The 17,794-nt window shown below is 59.4% G+C and carries 14 protein-coding genes and 1 pseudogene; 10 read left to right on the top strand and 5 right to left on the bottom strand.

What is annotated here, in order from left to right; all coding sequences use genetic code 11:
• The first annotated feature begins 203 nt into the window (after positions 1-203).
• Positions 204-1,397 (top strand): kynureninase, encoded by a 1,194-nt coding sequence (gene kynU / locus ACR0L4_RS00970; protein ID WP_480509894.1) that lies wholly within the window; start codon positions 204-206, stop codon positions 1,395-1,397.
• On the opposite strand, the gene ACR0L4_RS00965 is transcribed toward kynU, so the two are convergent.
• Positions 1,390-1,968 carry a TetR/AcrR family transcriptional regulator gene (locus ACR0L4_RS00965; protein WP_170748378.1) on the bottom strand — a complete coding sequence of 193 codons (579 nt, stop codon included), beginning with the start codon at positions 1,966-1,968 and terminating at the stop codon, positions 1,390-1,392. The two genes, kynU and ACR0L4_RS00965, sit on opposite strands and share 8 nt — an antisense overlap.
• Before the next feature lie 98 nt (positions 1,969-2,066).
• Here ACR0L4_RS00965 and ACR0L4_RS00960 point away from each other — a divergent pair, with 98 nt between their 5' ends.
• Entirely contained in the window at positions 2,067-2,531 is a 465-nt protein-coding gene (locus ACR0L4_RS00960) for a (2Fe-2S)-binding protein (protein WP_170748377.1), read from the top strand.
• A gap of 3 nt (positions 2,532-2,534) precedes the next feature.
• On the top strand, positions 2,535-4,775 hold the full coding sequence (locus ACR0L4_RS00955) for a xanthine dehydrogenase family protein molybdopterin-binding subunit (RefSeq protein ID WP_480509891.1): 2,241 nt from the start codon (positions 2,535-2,537) through the stop codon (positions 4,773-4,775).
• Between the two features lie 40 nt (positions 4,776-4,815).
• On the opposite strand, the gene ACR0L4_RS00950 is transcribed toward ACR0L4_RS00955, so the two are convergent.
• The 3 genes from ACR0L4_RS00950 to ACR0L4_RS00940 form a co-directional block, all read right to left on the bottom strand.
• Complete coding sequence (locus ACR0L4_RS00950) at positions 4,816-5,595, bottom strand: gamma-glutamyl-gamma-aminobutyrate hydrolase family protein (RefSeq protein ID WP_480509889.1); 780 nt, start codon at positions 5,593-5,595, stop codon at positions 4,816-4,818.
• Positions 5,596-5,769: 174 nt separating this feature from the next.
• Entirely contained in the window at positions 5,770-6,195 is a 426-nt protein-coding gene (locus tag ACR0L4_RS00945; RefSeq protein WP_170748374.1) for a heme-binding protein, read from the bottom strand.
• An 82-nt stretch (positions 6,196-6,277) separates the two neighbouring features.
• Positions 6,278-8,413 (bottom strand): malate synthase G, encoded by a 2,136-nt coding sequence (locus ACR0L4_RS00940; protein ID WP_480509887.1) that lies wholly within the window; start codon positions 8,411-8,413, stop codon positions 6,278-6,280.
• 194 nt (positions 8,414-8,607) lie between these two features.
• Here ACR0L4_RS00940 and pepN point away from each other — a divergent pair, with 194 nt between their 5' ends.
• From pepN to ACR0L4_RS00905, 7 genes are all read left to right on the top strand, one after another.
• Complete coding sequence (gene pepN, locus ACR0L4_RS00935) at positions 8,608-11,160, top strand: aminopeptidase N (protein WP_480509885.1); 2,553 nt, start codon at positions 8,608-8,610, stop codon at positions 11,158-11,160.
• On the top strand, positions 11,157-11,585 hold the full coding sequence (locus tag ACR0L4_RS00930; protein WP_170748371.1) for a hypothetical protein: 429 nt from the start codon (positions 11,157-11,159) through the stop codon (positions 11,583-11,585). The genes pepN and ACR0L4_RS00930 overlap by 4 nt, the downstream gene beginning before the upstream one ends.
• Positions 11,586-11,718: 133 nt before the next feature.
• A complete protein-coding gene (locus ACR0L4_RS00925) occupies positions 11,719-12,975 on the top strand; it encodes a hypothetical protein (RefSeq protein WP_480509883.1) in 1,257 nt (418 codons plus the stop codon).
• 79 nt (positions 12,976-13,054) lie between these two features.
• Positions 13,055-14,566, top strand: a complete 1,512-nt coding sequence (gene gatB / locus ACR0L4_RS00920; RefSeq protein WP_480509881.1) for an Asp-tRNA(Asn)/Glu-tRNA(Gln) amidotransferase subunit GatB — start codon at positions 13,055-13,057, stop codon at positions 14,564-14,566.
• 90 nt (positions 14,567-14,656) lie between these two features.
• Positions 14,657-15,901, top strand: a complete 1,245-nt coding sequence (gene pepT, locus ACR0L4_RS00915; protein WP_480509879.1) for a peptidase T — start codon at positions 14,657-14,659, stop codon at positions 15,899-15,901.
• A gap of 80 nt (positions 15,902-15,981) precedes the next feature.
• Positions 15,982-16,410 carry a DUF4177 domain-containing protein gene (locus tag ACR0L4_RS00910; protein WP_480509877.1) on the top strand — a complete coding sequence of 143 codons (429 nt, stop codon included), beginning with the start codon at positions 15,982-15,984 and terminating at the stop codon, positions 16,408-16,410.
• A 163-nt stretch (positions 16,411-16,573) separates the two neighbouring features.
• Positions 16,574-17,473 carry a hypothetical protein gene (locus ACR0L4_RS00905; RefSeq protein ID WP_480509875.1) on the top strand — a complete coding sequence of 300 codons (900 nt, stop codon included), beginning with the start codon at positions 16,574-16,576 and terminating at the stop codon, positions 17,471-17,473.
• Between the two features lie 6 nt (positions 17,474-17,479).
• On the opposite strand, the pseudogene ACR0L4_RS00900 reads toward ACR0L4_RS00905, so the two are convergent.
• A pseudogene (locus ACR0L4_RS00900) lies at positions 17,480-17,733 on the bottom strand (BolA family protein).
• Between the last annotated feature and the right edge of the window lie 61 nt (positions 17,734-17,794).

The raw sequence follows: 17,794 nt of genomic DNA, 5'->3' as shown, positions 1-17,794 counted from the left end.
GGCGACATACATCCGCGCATGTCGTTTCTGGGCGACGTGTTATCGCTTTCTGACCCCAATGGCAAAAGTTCAGGTTGTCGCATCAGGGAAAGTTCACCTCATGCGCTCTGCAACGGGTACAGACCAGAGGTCATGGACAGGTAGCGACCGATCAGATAGGCCGGGACAGGACCACCCTTTCCACCTCAGCATGAAGAGCAGCCATGACCGATTTCGCCGAGACCAAATCCATGTTCGAATTGCCCGAGGGCGTCATTTACCTGCATGGAAACTCGTTGGGCCCGATGCCCAAAGCTGCGGCAGCACGGGTCGGCGAGATGATGCAGCGCGAGTGGGGAGAGATGCTGAGCACTAGTTGGAATGCAGCAGGCTGGATGGCCATGCCAACGATGCTCGGCGACCGTATCGGGCGGCTGATTGGCGCAGAACCCGGCAGCGTCATGCTCGGTGACACCTTGTCGATCAAGGTTTACCAAGCGCTGGCCTCAGCGCTGGACCTCAATCCCGGGCGCAAGGTGGTTCTGTCTGACAATGGCAACTTTCCTTCGGACCTCTATATGGCAAGCGGGCTGTTGCACTCCTTGGGTCCCGACTATGAACTGCTGGTGGTCGACCCCGAGGATGTCGCGGCACATATTTCCGAAGACATCGCCGTTCTGATGTTGACCGAAGTGGGGTATCAAGACGGCCGATTGCATGACATGCGGACCCTGACCGAACTCGCTCACTCCCGAGGTGTGGTAACGGTATGGGACCTCGCCCACTCTGCCGGTGCGCTTCCGGTGGATCTATCCGGCTGCAATGCGGATTTCGCTGTCGGTTGCACCTACAAGTATCTCAATGGTGGCCCCGGCGCACCTGGCTTCATCTACGTCGCTCCGCATTTGAACGACCGGATTCGCCCAGCTTTGTCTGGCTGGCTGGGGCATGAAGCACCTTTCGCCTTTGATTTGGACTATCGCCCCGGCAAGGGTATCGAGCGGATGCGGGTTGGCACCCCGCCGGTTATCCAGATGACGGCGCTGTCGGCCGCGATGGACGTCTGGGACATGGCTGACATGTCGGATATCCGCGCGAAATCCATCGCACTGACGCAATTGTTCATCGAGAGGGTTGAGGCAACTTGCCCCGATCTGACCCTTGCCAGCCCACGGGACCCTTCGCAGCGCGGCAGTCAGGTCTCGTTCAGGTTCCCGGAAGGGTATGCCGCCATGCAATCCCTGGCCGCCCGCGGTGTGATCGGCGATTTTCGTGCACCAGACATCATGCGGTTTGGCTTTGCACCACTCTACGTCGACGAGACGGACGTACTGCGGGCCGCGGACATTCTGGCTGACATCATGGCGAACAAGCTCTGGGACAGGCCAGAGCACAAAATCCGACAGCGCGTTACCTGACCTCGAGCCCGGCACCAAGCAGCGCCGACAACTGTGTCACTTGCTGCTCATAGACTGCGGCCCCGGCCCCTATCATCTTGAGCCCCTTCAGGGCGGCCGTAATCGTGCGCGCAACCTCGCTGGCCTCGACCTGCAAGTGTACCCGCCCCGCCAACGCCTCGCGCCTTAGCCAATCGGCATAAAGACCGGCCAGTTCCTCCTCACCCTCCGAGACGATTTCGGAGGACATGGATTTTGAGGCGTCCAGCATCTCAAGCCCGTGTGGCGAGGCCAAAATCGTCGCCATGCCTTCGGTTTGCGCCTGAATCGCGCGGTCCAGAATTTCGGGCACAGGCCCCGGTATCGCCAAAGCCGCGGCAACCGCTGCGGTCTTTTCCTCATAGTAAATCTGCGTCAGTCTGCGGACGATCGCCTCCTTGTTCTTATAGTGCAGATACACTGCCGGTCGGGACATCCCGGCCCCGCGCGCGATGTCATCCATCGAGGTTTTGCGAAATCCATATGCGGCAAAAGCCTGAAAAGCAGAATTCAGGATCGCCTTTTGCCGTGAATCTTCAATTGTTTTCGTCATATCCGCACGTTTGACAGTTTTTGTTTATTTTGTCAATTGACACTCTGACACTTTTCACCAATTATGTCACAATCTACCACAACCAGGAGATGTGCGCCATGGCGACCGCGCTGAAGATCAACGGAACGCAACACCAGGTTGACCTGCCCGATGACGTCCCACTGCTTTGGGTCTTGAGGGATGAGGTCGGTTTGACGGGAACCAAATTCGGCTGTGGCGTTGCCGCCTGTGGGGCCTGCACCGTGCATATCGATGGTGAGGCCGTGCGATCCTGCCAGGTGGCTCTGTCGGATGTGTGGGGCGATGTGACCACAATCGAAGGTATCGGCTCGCCCAAAGCGATGTCGGCCATCCAGCAAGCCTGGGTTGACCATCAAGTCGCGCAATGTGGGTATTGCCAGTCTGGGCAGATCATGCAGGCGGCAGCATTGCTGGCCGACAACCCTGCGCCGACTGACGCCGATATCGACGACGCGATGCAGGGTAATCTGTGCCGCTGCGGCACCTATCCCCGTATTCGTGCCGCGATCCAGGACGCCGCAAGCAAGCTGAACGAGGCATAACTCATGGGAAAAGTTGGAAAAATACTGCGCCGCACCTTCTTGATCGGCTCAGCCGCCATCGTCGGCGGTGTGGCTTTCGGGGCTTACCATGTCACCCGCCCTGCCCCCAATCCACTGAAACCCGGCAAAGGCGAGGCCGCGTTGAACCCGTTCATTCTGATCGACCAGAATGGCATCACACTGTTCGCACCGCGTGCTGAGATGGGACAGGGCGTAAAGACGACGTGGGCCGCCCTGATTGCCGAAGAACTGGACGTGGATCTCGACCAGGTCACCGTGTTGCACGGTCCTGCGGCGGCGGCCTACTACAATTCAGCGCTGGTGGGCGAAGGCTTGCCGAACAAGGGATATGACATCTCGAACTTCCAGCACAATCTGGGCGAGGCGCTTGGCGTGCTTGGGAAGGCGCTGAGCCTTCAGGTGACCGGTGGCTCGACCTCGATGAAAGACGGATTCGAACGGATGCGACAGGCCGGCGCCTCGGCGCGAGAGACGCTGAAACGGGCCGCTGCCGACCGTCTGGGGGTTGATCCGTCGCAACTACAGACGGCCTCGGGCCATGTCATCACGCCAAATGGCGACAAGATCGCATACACCGAACTGGCTATCGAGGTAGCCGGGCTTGAGCCGGTCGAGGTTTCTTTGCGAGATCCGTCAGAATGGCGCTATCTCGGCCAAACCCAACCCCGTCTGGACATGGTCGAGAAGGTCACCGGAACAGCAGAATTCGGGGTAGACGTTCGCCTGCCCGGTATGAAATTCGCGGCCGTTCGCATGAACCCCAAGCTGGGCGGCGCGATGAACGGGTACGATGCCAGTGCCGCGCAGGACATGCCGGGGGTCGAAAAGGTCGTCGATCTGGGCACGGGCGTCGCCGTTATTGCCAACAACACATGGCTGGCCAATCAGGCGGTCGAGACCATCATTGTGGATTGGGGTGACGCCCCCTATCCGCCCGACACCGATAGTATCTTTGCCAAGATCGCCGAGGCGTTCGATGACGCCCCGAACTCGACCATGCGCGACGATGGGGATGTCAGCGTCACGCCCGACGGCGCAATTGAAATCACCGGCCAGTATCAGGTGCCCTATCTGGCCCACGCCACAATGGAGCCGATGAACGCGACCGCGCTTTACACCGGGGACGCGCTTGAGCTGTGGTGCGGCAACCAGGCCCCGACCCTGATCCGGTTCCGCGTTGCCAATACCGCCGGGCTTGAGACCGAGGCGGTTCAGATCCACACCACCTATCTGGGTGGCGGTTTTGGCCGTCGGGGCGAACTGGATTTTGGTGACATCGCCACCAAGGTTGCCATGGCCATGCCGGGCACCCCGGTCCAGACCACCTGGAGCCGCGAAGAGGATATGCGACATGATTACTACCGCCCCGGTGCCATCGCGCGGATGCGTGGCGCGGTGCAGGATGGCAAAGCGGTTCTGATCGATGGCGCGGTTGCGTCGCAATCCTGCACCCAACAAGCCGTGCGGCGCTATACCGGGTTGCCCGGCGCGGGCCCGGACAAAGTTCTGGTCGAAGGCTTCTTTAACCAGCCCTATGCTGTGCCAAACTACCGGATGAGCGGTCATATCGCTAACTTGGATGTCCCTGTTGGATTCTGGCGCTCGGTCGGAAACAGCCACAACGGGTTCTTCCATGAAACCTTCATGGATGAATTGGCACATGCCGCCGGGCGCGACCCGCTGGAGTTCCGGCTTGAGATGATGCGACACGAACATGCCCCTTCAGCCGGGTGCCTTGAAGCCGTGAAAGAGATGTCCGGCTGGACAGGGCAGACCCCGAACGGCGTTGGTCGTGGCGTGGCCTTCACCTACAGCTTTGGCACTCCGGTCGCGCAGGTCATCGAGGTGGTTGACCAAGACGGAACCATCCGCGTCAACAAAGCATGGATTGCTTGCGACACGGGGTTGGCACTGGACCCGGAAAACGTAAAGGCGCAGATGTTTGGTGGAATGATGTATGGCCTGTCCGCTGCGTGTTACGAAGAGATCACCTTTGCCGACGGCGAGGTCGAACAATACAACTTCCCCGACTACGACGCGCTTCGCATGCATACGGCCCCGCACGTCGAAGTGCGCGTGCTGGAAACCAACCGTCACATGGGTGGCGCCGGCGAACCCGGTACACCTCCGTCCATGCCGGCGCTTGGAAACGCGTTGTTCGATCTGACCGGAGAACGCGCACGTACACTGCCGTTGAGCAATCAGTTCAATCTGCTGGTCTGATAGAACCCTCCGGTCCAGCCTGCGTTGGACCGGTCGCCGTTCACGCGGATTTTTGAACCAACTGTGGCCCCGCTCCGGCAGCCCACGCCTGAACGGCCTTTCCAAATGACGCAAACAGTGGCCGCGACACGGGGTCGTTCATTGCGTCCCATTCCGGGTGCCACTGCACCGAAAGTGTAAAGCCCGGCGCATCCTTGATGTAAATCGCCTCTGGTGTCCCGTCAGGTGCGTGGCCTTCGATCACAACACGCTCTCCCACGGTTTTGATGCCCTGCCCGTGCAACGTGTTGGTCATCACCTCAGGCGCGCCAAAAAGATCGTGGAAAACGCCCCCTTCGGCCAATGTCACGACGTGGCGCAGGGCGAATTTTTCCTCCAATGTGCCATCGGGCGGCATCCGGTGGTTCATCCGGCCCGGCAAGTCCCTGATCTCGGGGTAGAGCGTTCCGCCCATGGCGACATTCACTTCTTGAAATCCACGGCAAATGCCCATGAAGGGCTGACCGCGTTCGACGCAAGACCGAACAAGCGGCAGCGTTATCGCATCCCGTGCACGATCAAAGTCACCATGTGCGTCTGTCGCGGCCTCACCATATTCCTCTGGGTGCACGTTGGGCCGCCCACCCGTCAGCAGAAACCCGTCGCAGACCTGTAGCAATTCCTCGACCGTGACATAGCGCGGATCAGCAGGAATGAGCAACGGCAAGCAGTTCGAGGCATTGGCGACCGCATCTGAATTCATCGTTCCGCCCGCATGGGTCGGGTATTCGTCGTTCATCAGATATGAGTTGCCGATAATGCCAACAACGGGTCGGGCCATTCTGCTGTCCTTGCTGCGTCAGAAGTCTGCACAAAAGCTATCCGGCGCAGCTCATGCGTGCAACAGAACACGCCCTGCACCATAGCGCAAGGACGTGTTCAACTGCGCACAAATCGAACCGACGCAAAAAATCTAGGCACACTGGCGCAAGGTGGCACCGATCGCCAAGACCAATCAGATCTCGCCGACCAATCCGCCTGCCTCGATCCCGGCCATCGCAGCAATTGCATCATTGTCCGAGGTGTCGCCGGTCACGCCGACTGCTCCGATCACCGCGCCTTTCTTGTCGCGCAGCAGAACACCGCCCGGAACCGGCACGACCTGACCGCCATAGACGCCGTTCACCGCTGCCATGAAATACGCCTGCGCCTCGGCCCGCTGCATCTGAGCCGACCCGGCCATCCCCAACATCACCGAGCCATAGGCCTTGCCCTGCGCAATCGCGAACCGACCGGGGGCCGCGCCGTCCTCGCGTTCAAATGCGATGACGTGGCCGCCCGCATCCAGAACCACAACGGACAGAGGCTTCAGCTCCATCTCGCGTCCTTTTTCCAGCGCTTTGCGAATGATGGTGCGCGCTTTGCGCAACGAAATAACCATGCCTGATCCCTTTCATCTGGCCAAAAATATCCTCGGGGGAGCGCGAGGGGGCAGACAGCCCCCTCGTTCCCGACGCTGCTGTTCAGCGCAAGCTGGCTTTGAGTTCCAGCCGGCGGGCGTGCAAAACCGGCTCTGTGTACCCGGAAGGCTGAACCCGCCCCTTGAAAACCAGATCACAGGCCGCCTGAAACGCGATCCCGTCAAAGGCAGTCGCCATGGGGTTGTAGGTCGGGTCGTCCGCGTTCTGACGATCCACCACAGCCGCCATCTTTTGCATCGCCGCCATCACTTGATCTTCGCTGACGACGCCGTGATGCAGCCAGTTGGCCAGCGCCTGACTGGAGATACGGCAGGTCGCACGATCTTCCATCAGGCCAACATCGTGAATGTCCGGCACTTTCGAGCATCCAACGCCCTGATCCACCCAGCGTACTACGTAACCCAGAATGCCTTGCGCGTTGTTCTCAATCTCTTGGGTGATTTCCTCTGTGCCGAGGTTCCGACCCCCCAACAAAGGAACTGTCAGCAGATCCCGAAGCGTCCCGCGCGCGCCACCCGCGGCCAATTTGTCCTGACGCGCAAGCACGTCAACCTTGTGGTAATGGGTCGCGTGCAGGGTCGCAGCGGTGGGCGACGGAACCCAGGCGCAGGTCGCGCCAGATTGCGGGTGACCGATCTTGGCCTCAAGCATGTCGCCCATGCGGTCAGGCATCGCCCACATACCCTTGCCGATCTGCGCCTTGCCTTTCAGGCCACATGACAGGCCGATATCAACGTTACGGTCTTCGTAGGAGGCGATCCAAGGCGTATTTTTGATGTCACCCTTGGGCAGCATCGGACCCGCCTCCATCGAGGTGTGGATTTCGTCTCCGGTGCGGTCAAGAAACCCGGTATTTATGAAGGCCACACGCGATTTCGCGGCGCGGATACATTCCTTGAGGTTGGCCGACGTGCGCCGTTCTTCATCCATGATGCCCAGTTTCACGGTGTTGCGCGGCAATCCGAGGATGTCTTCAACCATGTCGAAAATCTCGACCGCGAACGCGACCTCTTCCGGCCCGTGCATCTTGGGTTTCACCACATAGACAGACCCTTCAACCGAATTTCCGCCCTCGCGCTTCAAGTCATGCATGGCAATCAACGTGGTGCACAGCGCATCCATCAGCCCTTCGCCGATCTCGTTGCCAGCTCCGTCCAGAACGGCGGGGTTGGTCATCAGATGGCCGACATTCCGCACCAGCATCAGCGAACGACCCTTAAGCCTGGCCTGTTCACCAGCGGCAGAGGTGTATTCCAGGTCGCTCGCCAGTTTGCGCGTAAATGTTTTGCCGCCCTTGGCGACCTCTTCAGTCAGGTCGCCTTTCATCAGGCCCAGCCAGTTGCTGTAGGCGACAACCTTGTCAGCGGCGTCGACACAAGCAACTGAATCTTCGCAGTCCATGATGGTCGACAAAGCCGATTCCAAACGGACATCCGCGATACCCGCAGGGTCGGAAGATCCGATATTGCTGGTCGGGTCGATCAGGACCTGCACATGCAATCCCTTGTTCTTCAAGAGCACAAAGTCCGGATTTTCCGCAGCGCCACCAAAGCCCACGAAAGCCGCGGGATCGGCCAGAGCGGGAACCAGTGTGCCACCTTCCACGCTCAGGCCTGTGACGTCCGACCACGACCCGCTTGCCAGCGAAACAGCATCGTCCAGAAAGGTTTTGGCCCATGCGATCACGCGCGCTCCACGTTCGGAGTTGTAGGCACCCGCGGGGGGAAGATCGCCCATTGCATCGGTGCCGTAGAGCGCATCATAAAGGCTGCCCCAGCGTGCGTTGGCGGCGTTCAGGGCAAAACGAGCGTTCGTGATCGGCACCACCAGCTGCGGCCCGGGCGTCAGCGCAATCTCGGGATCGACATTGGCGGTGTCGATCCTGAAATCCGCACCCTCCTCGACCAGATACCCGATCTCTTTCAGAAAAGCTTCATAAGCAGCGGCGTCATGATCCTGGCCTTGGCGCATTTCATGCCAGGCATCGATCCGGCTTTGAATGTCGGCGCGCTTGGCCAGCAGCTCACGGTTTTTCGGGCCGAGTTCAGTTACCATACGCGACAAACCAGCCCAGAAGACTTCAGCCGATACACCCGTCCCTGGCAGCGCTCGGTTTTCGATAAAGTCCGCCAGTTCAACGGAAATTTTCAATCCGTTCCGGGCTTCTCTGCTGCTCATTTTCGACATCTCCCGCCATTGTGTGCCACTGTATGCGCTCCAATTAAGGCGAAAGTTTCCGATACGCAACAATAACGCCGCGTCTGTGGTAAAGTGAAGTTACCAAATCGGCGACAGTCGCCCGTCTCGCCGCCTTGCAGCCTCGCCCTGATCCCCCTAACGTCGCGGCAAACACGAACCGATGCGAGGCCCCGATGCGTGACGCTGCCCCCACCACAATTTACCTCAAAGACTATGCGCCCTTTGGTTATCTGGTGGACAGCGTACACCTGACATTTGATCTGGCTGAACATGCCACGCGTGTCACTTCGCGTATCGCTTTCCGTCCGAACCCTGAGGCCACTGACAAAACGTTTTTCTTGCATGGCGAAGAACTGAGCTTGATCCGCGCGACCATTGATGGTGTCGCGCTTACTCCGGACGTCACCGACAAGGGCCTGACTGCCGATGTTCCCAGTACCCCCTTCATCTGGGAGGCCGAGGTCGAGATCGACCCCGGCAACAACACCGCGCTTGAGGGGCTTTATATGTCCAACGGCATGTATTGCACCCAGTGCGAGGCCGAGGGTTTCCGAAAGATCACCTACTACCCGGATCGCCCCGACGTGATGTCGACCTTCACCGTGCGGATCAATGGTGACCTTCCTGTGCTGCTGTCGAACGGAAACCCCTCGGGCATGGGCGATGGTTGGGCTGAATGGACAGATCCCTGGCCCAAACCGGCCTATCTGTTTGCGCTGGTCGCGGGCGATCTGATTGCCCATTCCGACCGCTTCACCACGATGTCCGGTCGCCCTGTTGACCTGAACCTTTGGGTCCGCCCGGGCGATGAAGGAAAATGCGCGTTTGGCATGGAGGCGCTTAAGAAGTCGATGAAATGGGATGAGGATGTCTATGGTCGGGAATACGATCTGGATGTTTTCAACATCGTGGCCGTTGACGATTTCAACATGGGCGCAATGGAAAACAAGGGTCTGAACATCTTCAACTCTTCAGCCGTTCTGGCCAGCCCTGAGACCTCGACCGATCTGAATTTCGAACGGATCGAAGCCATCATCGCGCATGAATACTTCCACAACTGGACCGGCAACCGCATCACCTGCCGCGACTGGTTCCAGCTGTGCCTCAAAGAAGGGCTGACCGTGTTTCGCGATGCCCAGTTCACCTCTGACATGCGCTCGGCCCCGGTAAAACGCATCCATGACGCCATTGATTTGCGCGCACGGCAGTTCCCCGAGGATAACGGGCCGCTGTCGCATCCGGTTCGGCCCGAGAGCTTTCAGGAAATCAACAACTTCTACACTGCGACCGTCTATGAAAAAGGCGCCGAGGTCATTGGGATGCTAAAGCGACTGGTGGGTGATAAGGCCTATGCGACGGCACTGGACCTCTATTTCGACCGCCATGACGGGCAAGCCTGCACCATCGAAGACTGGATCAAGGTGTTCGAAGATACGACTGGGCGCGATCTGACCCAATTCAAACGATGGTACAGCCAGTCCGGCACACCTCGGGTGACCGTTTCCGAGGATTGGAACGATGGCACCTATACCTTGACCCTGCGCCAGCGCACCGAGCCGACACCGGGACAGGAACGCAAGGAACCTCAGGTCATCCCCGTGGCTGTTGGCTTGCTGGGGTCCAACGGCAATGAGGTGCGCAGGACCGAAGTGCTGGAACTGACCCAGGCCGAGCAGAGCTTTCAGTTCACCGGTTTGGCAGCGAAACCCATACCCTCGATCCTACGCGGCTTTTCGGCCCCGGTGATCCTGGAGCATGACCACACAAACGCCGAGCGCGCCTTCCTTCTGGCTCACGACACCGACCCGTTCAATCGCTGGCAGGCCGGGCGGTCGCTGGCAGAAGATACGTTGCTGCACATGATCTCGGACGAAGCGACGCCCGATGCCGATTACCTCGACGGTTTGCTGGCTGTTTTGCGCGATGGCGATCTGGACCCGGCCTATCGCGCGCTGATGCTTGGCCTTCCCACGCAATCCGAACTGGCAGCGGCTTTGCACGAACGGGGCCGGACGCCTGACCCGATGGTAATCTGGACCGCGACCGAGACCTTGCGGCAAGTCACAGCGCAGCACCTGCAGGACCTTCTGCCTCGCCTGCACAGCGAGGCTTTGGTGGACGCACCTTACGCCCCCAACGCCGAGCAATCGGGCAAGCGTGCTTTGGGAAGTGCAGTCCTGGCCCTGACCACACGCCTGGACGGTGGCGCGATGGCCGCCGAGGCCTACACCACGTCGGACAACATGACGTTGCAGCTTTCGGCCCTGTCCTGCCTGCTGCGCGCTGGCAAAGGAGAAAGCGAGCTTGCTGCCTTCTATGACCAGTGGCAGCATGACCGGCTGGTCATAGACAAATGGTTTGGTCTGCAAGTGTCCATGGCCGCGCCCGAAGCGACACCGAAAACGGCGCGGGACCTGACCGCGCATCCTGACTTTAACTGGAAAAACCCCAATCGTTTCCGTGCTGTGATGGGTGGGTTGGCAATGAACCATGCCGGGTTCCACCAGCCCGATGGCGCAGGGTACCAGTTGCTGGCCGACTGGCTTATCCGTCTGGATGCGGTAAACCCGCAAACAACGGCGCGCATGTGCGCGGCCTTCCAGACATGGAAACGCTATGACACGAACCGGCAGCAGCTGATGCGCGCGCAACTGACGCGCATTTCCGAGACGCCCAACCTGTCTCGTGACACCACCGAAATGGTGTCGCGCATCCTCGGCACATGACCCCGTATACGTTCACACGCCGCAACCGGAACTCTCGGACTGTCGTCATCCTGATCGGCGTTTACGCAGCCCTGTTATTGCTCATCATCATGTTTGATGCGGTATGGTGGCTGGTGGGTCTGCTGTCCCTTGCCACGCTGCCCGCCCTTTGGGACATCGTGCAGGACACCAGCGCAGGTCTGCAGTTGGAACCAGACCAGTTGCGTTGGTTCACAGGCAAACGGCAAGGGGAAATGAAGCTAAGCGAGATCGATTTCTTCCGCTTTGATACGCGATGGGATTTCTCGGTCCGCGTGTCGCTGGTGTTGCATTCAGGGAAGAAAATACGCCTGCCGGATGAATCGCTGCCACCGCATCGCGACTTTCAAGCCCTGCTGGAACAGGCCGGTTTCCGTGTAGAACGCCATCATTTCATGGCTTTCTGAGAACGATCGGGGCTGCCTGCCCGGATTGTGCCGAATTCCTGAAAAATAGCGCGCATTTAACTTGAATTGAACTGGGAATCCGGCCAACCTGAATATCCTAAGTACAACGTGTTTTTTGTTTTCGAGTTCCACCATGTTCCGGTTTGCCCGGGCGCTTTCTGCCCGTTTCACGTCTTCCAGTCTTCAAACAGCGCATGAATTCAGCGCAAATTCCGCATTGGCGGCAGCTCTGCCCGAACAGGGACAGTTGAACATTTCCGTGGCCACGCCCGGGCCGGACGACGGGGTAGGACGCGAAGCGATTGAACGCGGTCGACATCTGGCGCGACAGGATCGGTGGTCCGATTTGTCCAGAGAAATGCGTGACGCCGACTCGGCACGCGCGGCTGCACCAGACGGAATGCCAATTGCCGATCTGCTGGCATTTGGCGCGCGCGCCGATGTGGTTCTGGCTGCCGAGCATGCGCTGGCCGATGGCAAAGCCATATCGGATTACGATCTGCTGGGTGGCATTTCGGATCTCGAATGCGAATTGCAGGATCATTCCGATGATCCGATGATCGCCCTGGTCGTGGCGCTGGCGCATATCGACCTTGCATGGGCCTGGCGCGGCAATGCAACGGACGCAACGCTGCCGTCTTTGCATCAGTCACGGTGCACCGCACATTTTGACCGGGCGGCGCAAATTCTGCCAGATTGCAAGACAGCCGCCCCGGAGAGCCCTCTGGTGGCGTCCGCGTGCTGCGCCTTGCTTGCAGGTCAGCGCAGGGCGACAGCACGCGTTGCGGATGAGTATGAACGTCTGATCGACCTCGACCCGAACAACCAGCGCCATATGCGCGCGATGGGCAGCCATCTTCTGCCCCGCTGGTTCGGCAGCTATGAAGAACTCGAAGTGCAAGCCCTGCGAAATGCGGCCCGTACCCATCAGATTTGGGGTGCAGGCGGATACACCTGGGTTCAATTCGACGCCATTGCGCTGGATGATGAGGCCTGCGCGCGGGTCGATGTTGAATACTTCCTCGAAGGGCTGCAGGACATTTTGCGGCTGCGCCCCGATCAGCAGATGGTCAACATGTTGTCAGCTTATTGCGCAATTACAGTTCAAAACGGTCAGGGTCTGAACGAAAAGGCCGATCTGGCCCGGTCTCAGATGCGTGACACCGCAAACTGGCTGATCCGCGATCACCTGACCGAGCTTCACCCGCTGATCTGGGCGCATGCGGCGTCGGGGTTCAACAACTCGGTTCGCGTCAGCTCACCCGAGCGATTTGCCGCGCGGGGACAGCGCGACGCGCTACGTGCCATCGGCGATTTCTTCCGGGATGAGTTGGGCAGTGGCAAGGATGTGACCTTTACGCCCACAGGCCTGCAGTTTTCACAGCACTGAATCGCGCCATTCCCCCTTGCCCCTTTGCTCCGGCGCGCCTAATACGCAGGCTTAGACTTCTGCGGAAATGAGGCGCGCCATGCTCGACCTGACATATGAAATGCCCAAGCCCAAAATCATTGCCGGGGCCAAGCACAATTGGGAACTGGTGATCGGGATGGAGGTGCATGCGCAAGTCTCATCCAATGCCAAGCTGTTCTCGGGCGCATCGACCCAATTCGGGGCCGAGCCGAACTCGAACGTGGCCTTTGTGGACGCGGCGATGCCGGGAATGCTGCCGGTGATCAACGAATATTGCGTGGAACAGGCGGTGCGTACCGGGCTGGGCCTGAAGGCGGAAATCAACCTGAAATCAGCCTTTGACCGCAAGAACTATTTCTACCCCGACCTGCCGCAGGGCTACCAGATTTCCCAGCTGTACCATCCCATCGTGGGCGAAGGCGAAGTGCTGGTCGAGATGGGTGACGGCACCGCACGCATGGTTCGGATCGAACGCATCCACATGGAACAGGACGCGGGCAAATCCATTCACGACATGGACCCGCATATGTCCTTTGTCGACCTGAACCGGACCGGCGTTTGCCTGATGGAGATCGTTTCCCGCCCCGACATCCGTAGCCCGGAAGAGGCCGCCGCCTATATCGTCAAGCTGCGTCAGATCCTGCGCTATCTGGGCACCTGTGACGGCAACATGCAGAACGGCAACCTTCGGGCGGACGTGAACGTCTCGATCTGCTTGCCGGGGGCCTATGAGAAGTATCAGGAAACACAGGATTTCTCGCATCTGGGCACGCGCTGCGAGATCAAGAACATGAACTCGATGCGCTTTATCCAGCAAGCGATCGAGGTCGAGGCTCGTCGTCAGATCGCCATCGTCGAAGGTGGCGGCAAGGTCGATCAGGAAACCCGCCTGTATGACCCGGACAAGGGCGAGACCCGCTCGATGCGGTCCAAGGAAGAAGCGCATGACTATCGCTATTTCCCTGACCCCGATCTGCTGCCGCTTGAGATCGAGCAGGCCTGGGTCGACGACATCGCCGCCAACCTGCCCGAGCTGCCGGACGACAAAAAAGCACGCTTTATCGAGAGCTTCGGTCTGACCGACTATGACGCCTCGGTTCTGACCGCCGATGTTGAATCGGCTGCCTATTTCGAAGAGGTCGCGCAGGGCCGCAACGGCAAACTGGCCGCGAACTGGGTCATTAACGAGCTGTTTGGTCGCCTGAAAAAAGAAGACCACGACATTACCGACTCGCCGGTTTCCCCTGCGCAGCTAGGTGGCATCATCGACCTGATTTCGTCTGACGCCATTTCGGGCAAGATCGCCAAGGACCTGTTCGAGATCGTCTATACCGAAGGTGGTGACCCGGCCCAGATCGTCGAGGATCGCGGCATGAAGCAGGTCACCGACACGGGCGCGATTGAATCAGCCTTGGACGAGATCATCGCGGCGAATCCGGCACAGGTCGAAAAGGCCAAGGTGAACCCCAAGCTTGCGGGCTGGTTCGTGGGTCAGGTGATGAAAGCGACCGGCGGCAAGGCCAACCCCAAGGCGGTGAACGAGTTGGTTGCCAAGAAACTGGGATCATAAGACCCGTCTTTTTACAGAATTGGAACGGGGTCAGGCATCGGCTTGACTCCGTTTTCGTTTGCGCCCTTTCTTCCGCTCAGGAGAGATGCAATGAAAAAACAATTCGATCAGGAACTTGAAGATCGCTTGATGCGCTACGCGGCCATCGACAGCCAAAGCGACGAGACATCGCCCTCGACCCCCAGTACGCCGATCCAGTTCGACATGCTGAACCTGCTGCATCGGGAACTGACTGAGATCGGTGCGCAGGATGTCGAGATGACTGGCGACAGCGTTGTAGTGGCGACCATTCCCGGCACGGCCGAAGGACCGACCGTTGGGTTTCTGGCCCATGTCGATACGGCACCCCAGTTTAATGCAACCGGCGTCAAACCGCGCGTCATCAAAGGCTATAACGGGGGCGACATCACCTTTCCTGACGATCCCGAACTGGTTCTGTCCCCTGACGAGCATCCCTATCTGGCCGAAAAGATTGGCCATGATCTGGTCACCGCTTCGGGCACGACCTTGCTCGGTGCTGATGACAAGGCCGGCGTTTCAATCCTGATGACCATGGCGCGGCATCTGATCGAAAATCCAGACGTTCCGCACGGCCCCATCCGCATCGCCTTTACGCCCGACGAAGAGATCGGACGCGGCGTGACAAAGCAACTTCCCAAGAACCTGAAGGCCGATTTCGCCTACACTTTGGACGGGCAGGAAGTGGGTGAGATCGAATACGAAAGCTTCTCGGCCGACCGGGCGGTGATCAAGATCACCGGTGTTTCGATTCACCCCGGACTGGCCAAGGAAAAGATGGTCAATGCCACCCATCTGGCCGCAAAGATCGTACAGACCCTGCCGCAGGCCACGCTGACACCCGAAGTCACTGATGGGCGCGAAGGGTTCATCCATGTCACCGATATGAATGGCGGCTCGTCCGAGATGGAGATCAAGCTGATCCTGCGGGATTTCGAGATGGAGGGACTTGAGGCCCAGCGCGATCTGGTGCGCAAGGTTTGCGACGCGGTGCAAGCCTCGGAACCGCGTGCGACCATCACCTGCTATATCAGCCATCAGTACCGCAACATGCGGTATTGGCTTGAAAAGGACATGACACCGGTCGATCTGGCCAACGAGGCGTGCCGGGAGTTGGGGATAGAACCACTGTCGGTTCCGATCCGCGGCGGCACCGATGGTTCGCGCCTGACCGAGTTCGGCACGCCCTGCCCCAACCTGTTCACGGGTATGCAGTGTATTCACGGGCCACTTGAGTGGATCTCGGTCCAGGACATGGCGCTGGCGACGGAACTGTGTCTGTCCGTTGTGGCCAAGGCGGCGCAGAAAACCGGCTGATTTGCGCCGCTCGCCGAACGTCTCTTTCACCCTGCGACGTGCGTGATAAGTTGGCGTCAAGAGGCACAAGGGAACACGCAATGCAGCGCTACGAATACAAGGTCATCCCCGCCCCGCAGAAGGGTACCAAGGCCAAGGGCGTCAAGACACCCGAAGGCCGCTTTGCCACCTCGGTCGAACAGGTGCTGAACGAGATGGGGCAACAGGGGTGGGAATACCAACGCGCCGAGCTGCTGCCCAGCGAAGAACGCTCGGGCCTGACCGGGTCGACCACAAATTGGCGCAATGTGCTGGTCTTCCGGCGGGCCGTGGCAGGGGATATGCCGGACGCGGCTCCTGCGCCCTCGGTGGCCGCGCCCTCGCCCAGCGAGACGCCGCAGGGGGTGCCACTGGCCCAACCGATACCGGGACCGGACGCCGTTAAAGCACCAGATCCGATTTCGGCAGAGGTGGATGAACCGCCTTTGACGTTGAAGCCCGAAGAAAAAGCCGAAGAAGCCACCAAGTAGCTTTGCAAAAGGTCCGCTTGTGGAACAAAGCAGCCCGCCCGTGTCGGGTGTGGCATTCATGGCACTGCGACATTCTGAAACGCCAAGATCCGTCATCCGTTCGGATGCGTCGGTCGTATTCTTCAGGCGACCAACTGAAAACAATCATGGGACCCGATTTTTAATGAAATCCTGTACCGCCACGTTTTGCCTCGTCACCGTCTTTGCCAGCCAATTTGCGCAACCGGTCGCTGCACAACAGCACCTGGGTTGGGTAAGTCAGATTGACGGGCTGGCCGCCTACCAGGGCAGCGCGGATCTGGATGATGGTGGGGATTTTACTGCAACACGGTCGTTCTTGCGGGCCACGGGGCTTTACAACTTCGATAGCGGCACCTCTTTCGGGGTCTCGGTCAGCTACGGGCAACTGGACTATGATTTCAGCGCGGCGAACAACCAGCCATGGAATGACATCCGCGACATCCGCATCTCGGCCCCGCTGCGCTTTCAGGCCGGTCAACGGGCCAACATTTTTGTGTCTCCGCAAATCAGGTGGGACTACCAAAGCGGAGCTGAGTCTTCGGACGGGCGTACCTATGGTGTGTTTGCGGGCGTCGCGTGGCAGGTCAGCGACAGCCTAACGATCGGGCCGGCCTTTGGCGCGTTTTCCCAACTCGAAGACGGCGGAACGGATGTTTTCCCGGCCCTGTTGGTGGACTGGGACATCAATGACCGTTGGAACCTGAACACGGGATCGGGAATCGGCGCCACGCGCGGGCCGGGATTGACCTTGAGCTATGCGGTGAATGCCGATTTCAGCCTATCGCTGTCGGCGCGGTCAGAAAAAATCCGCTTCCGCCTGGATGGCAGTGGACCTGCACCAAATGGCATCGGTGAAGACCAGAGCATCCCGGTTGTTGCGGCGCTCAGCTACACTCCCAACCCGGGCGTGTCGCTGACAGTTTTTGCCGGGGCCGAGTTCGATGGCCAGCTTACGCTGGAAGATGAGAACGGAACCGAGATCGACAGCCAAGGCTATGAAACGGCCCCGCTGGTCGGTCTGGCCTTTCGGCTGCGGTTCTGACCCGGATCACACATCAATATCCAAGGCCAGCGCGTGAATGCGGGGGACGACATCCCCTAACGCCTTATGGACCGCACGGTGACGAGCGACGCGAGACTGACTTCGAACGCAGCTGCGCGGATACGGACGTTGAAATGACTTTCGCCGCCTTCCTGAAATCCGGCATGGCCGCGATGGCTTTCGCTGTCATCCACAACCTCCAACTCATGCGGGTCAAATGCGGATTGCAGGCGGGTTCGGATTTCGTCAGTCATGCTCATTTTTATGCTCAGCGACAAAAAACTTGCCGCCCCCCTCTTCTACTTTCGGCTGCTTAGACTA

The sequence above is a fragment of the Ruegeria sp. AB5 genome (assembly GCF_056542645.1).
The sequence above is the reverse complement of the archived record's forward strand: the minus strand, read 5'-3'. Positions and strand labels throughout refer to the sequence as shown.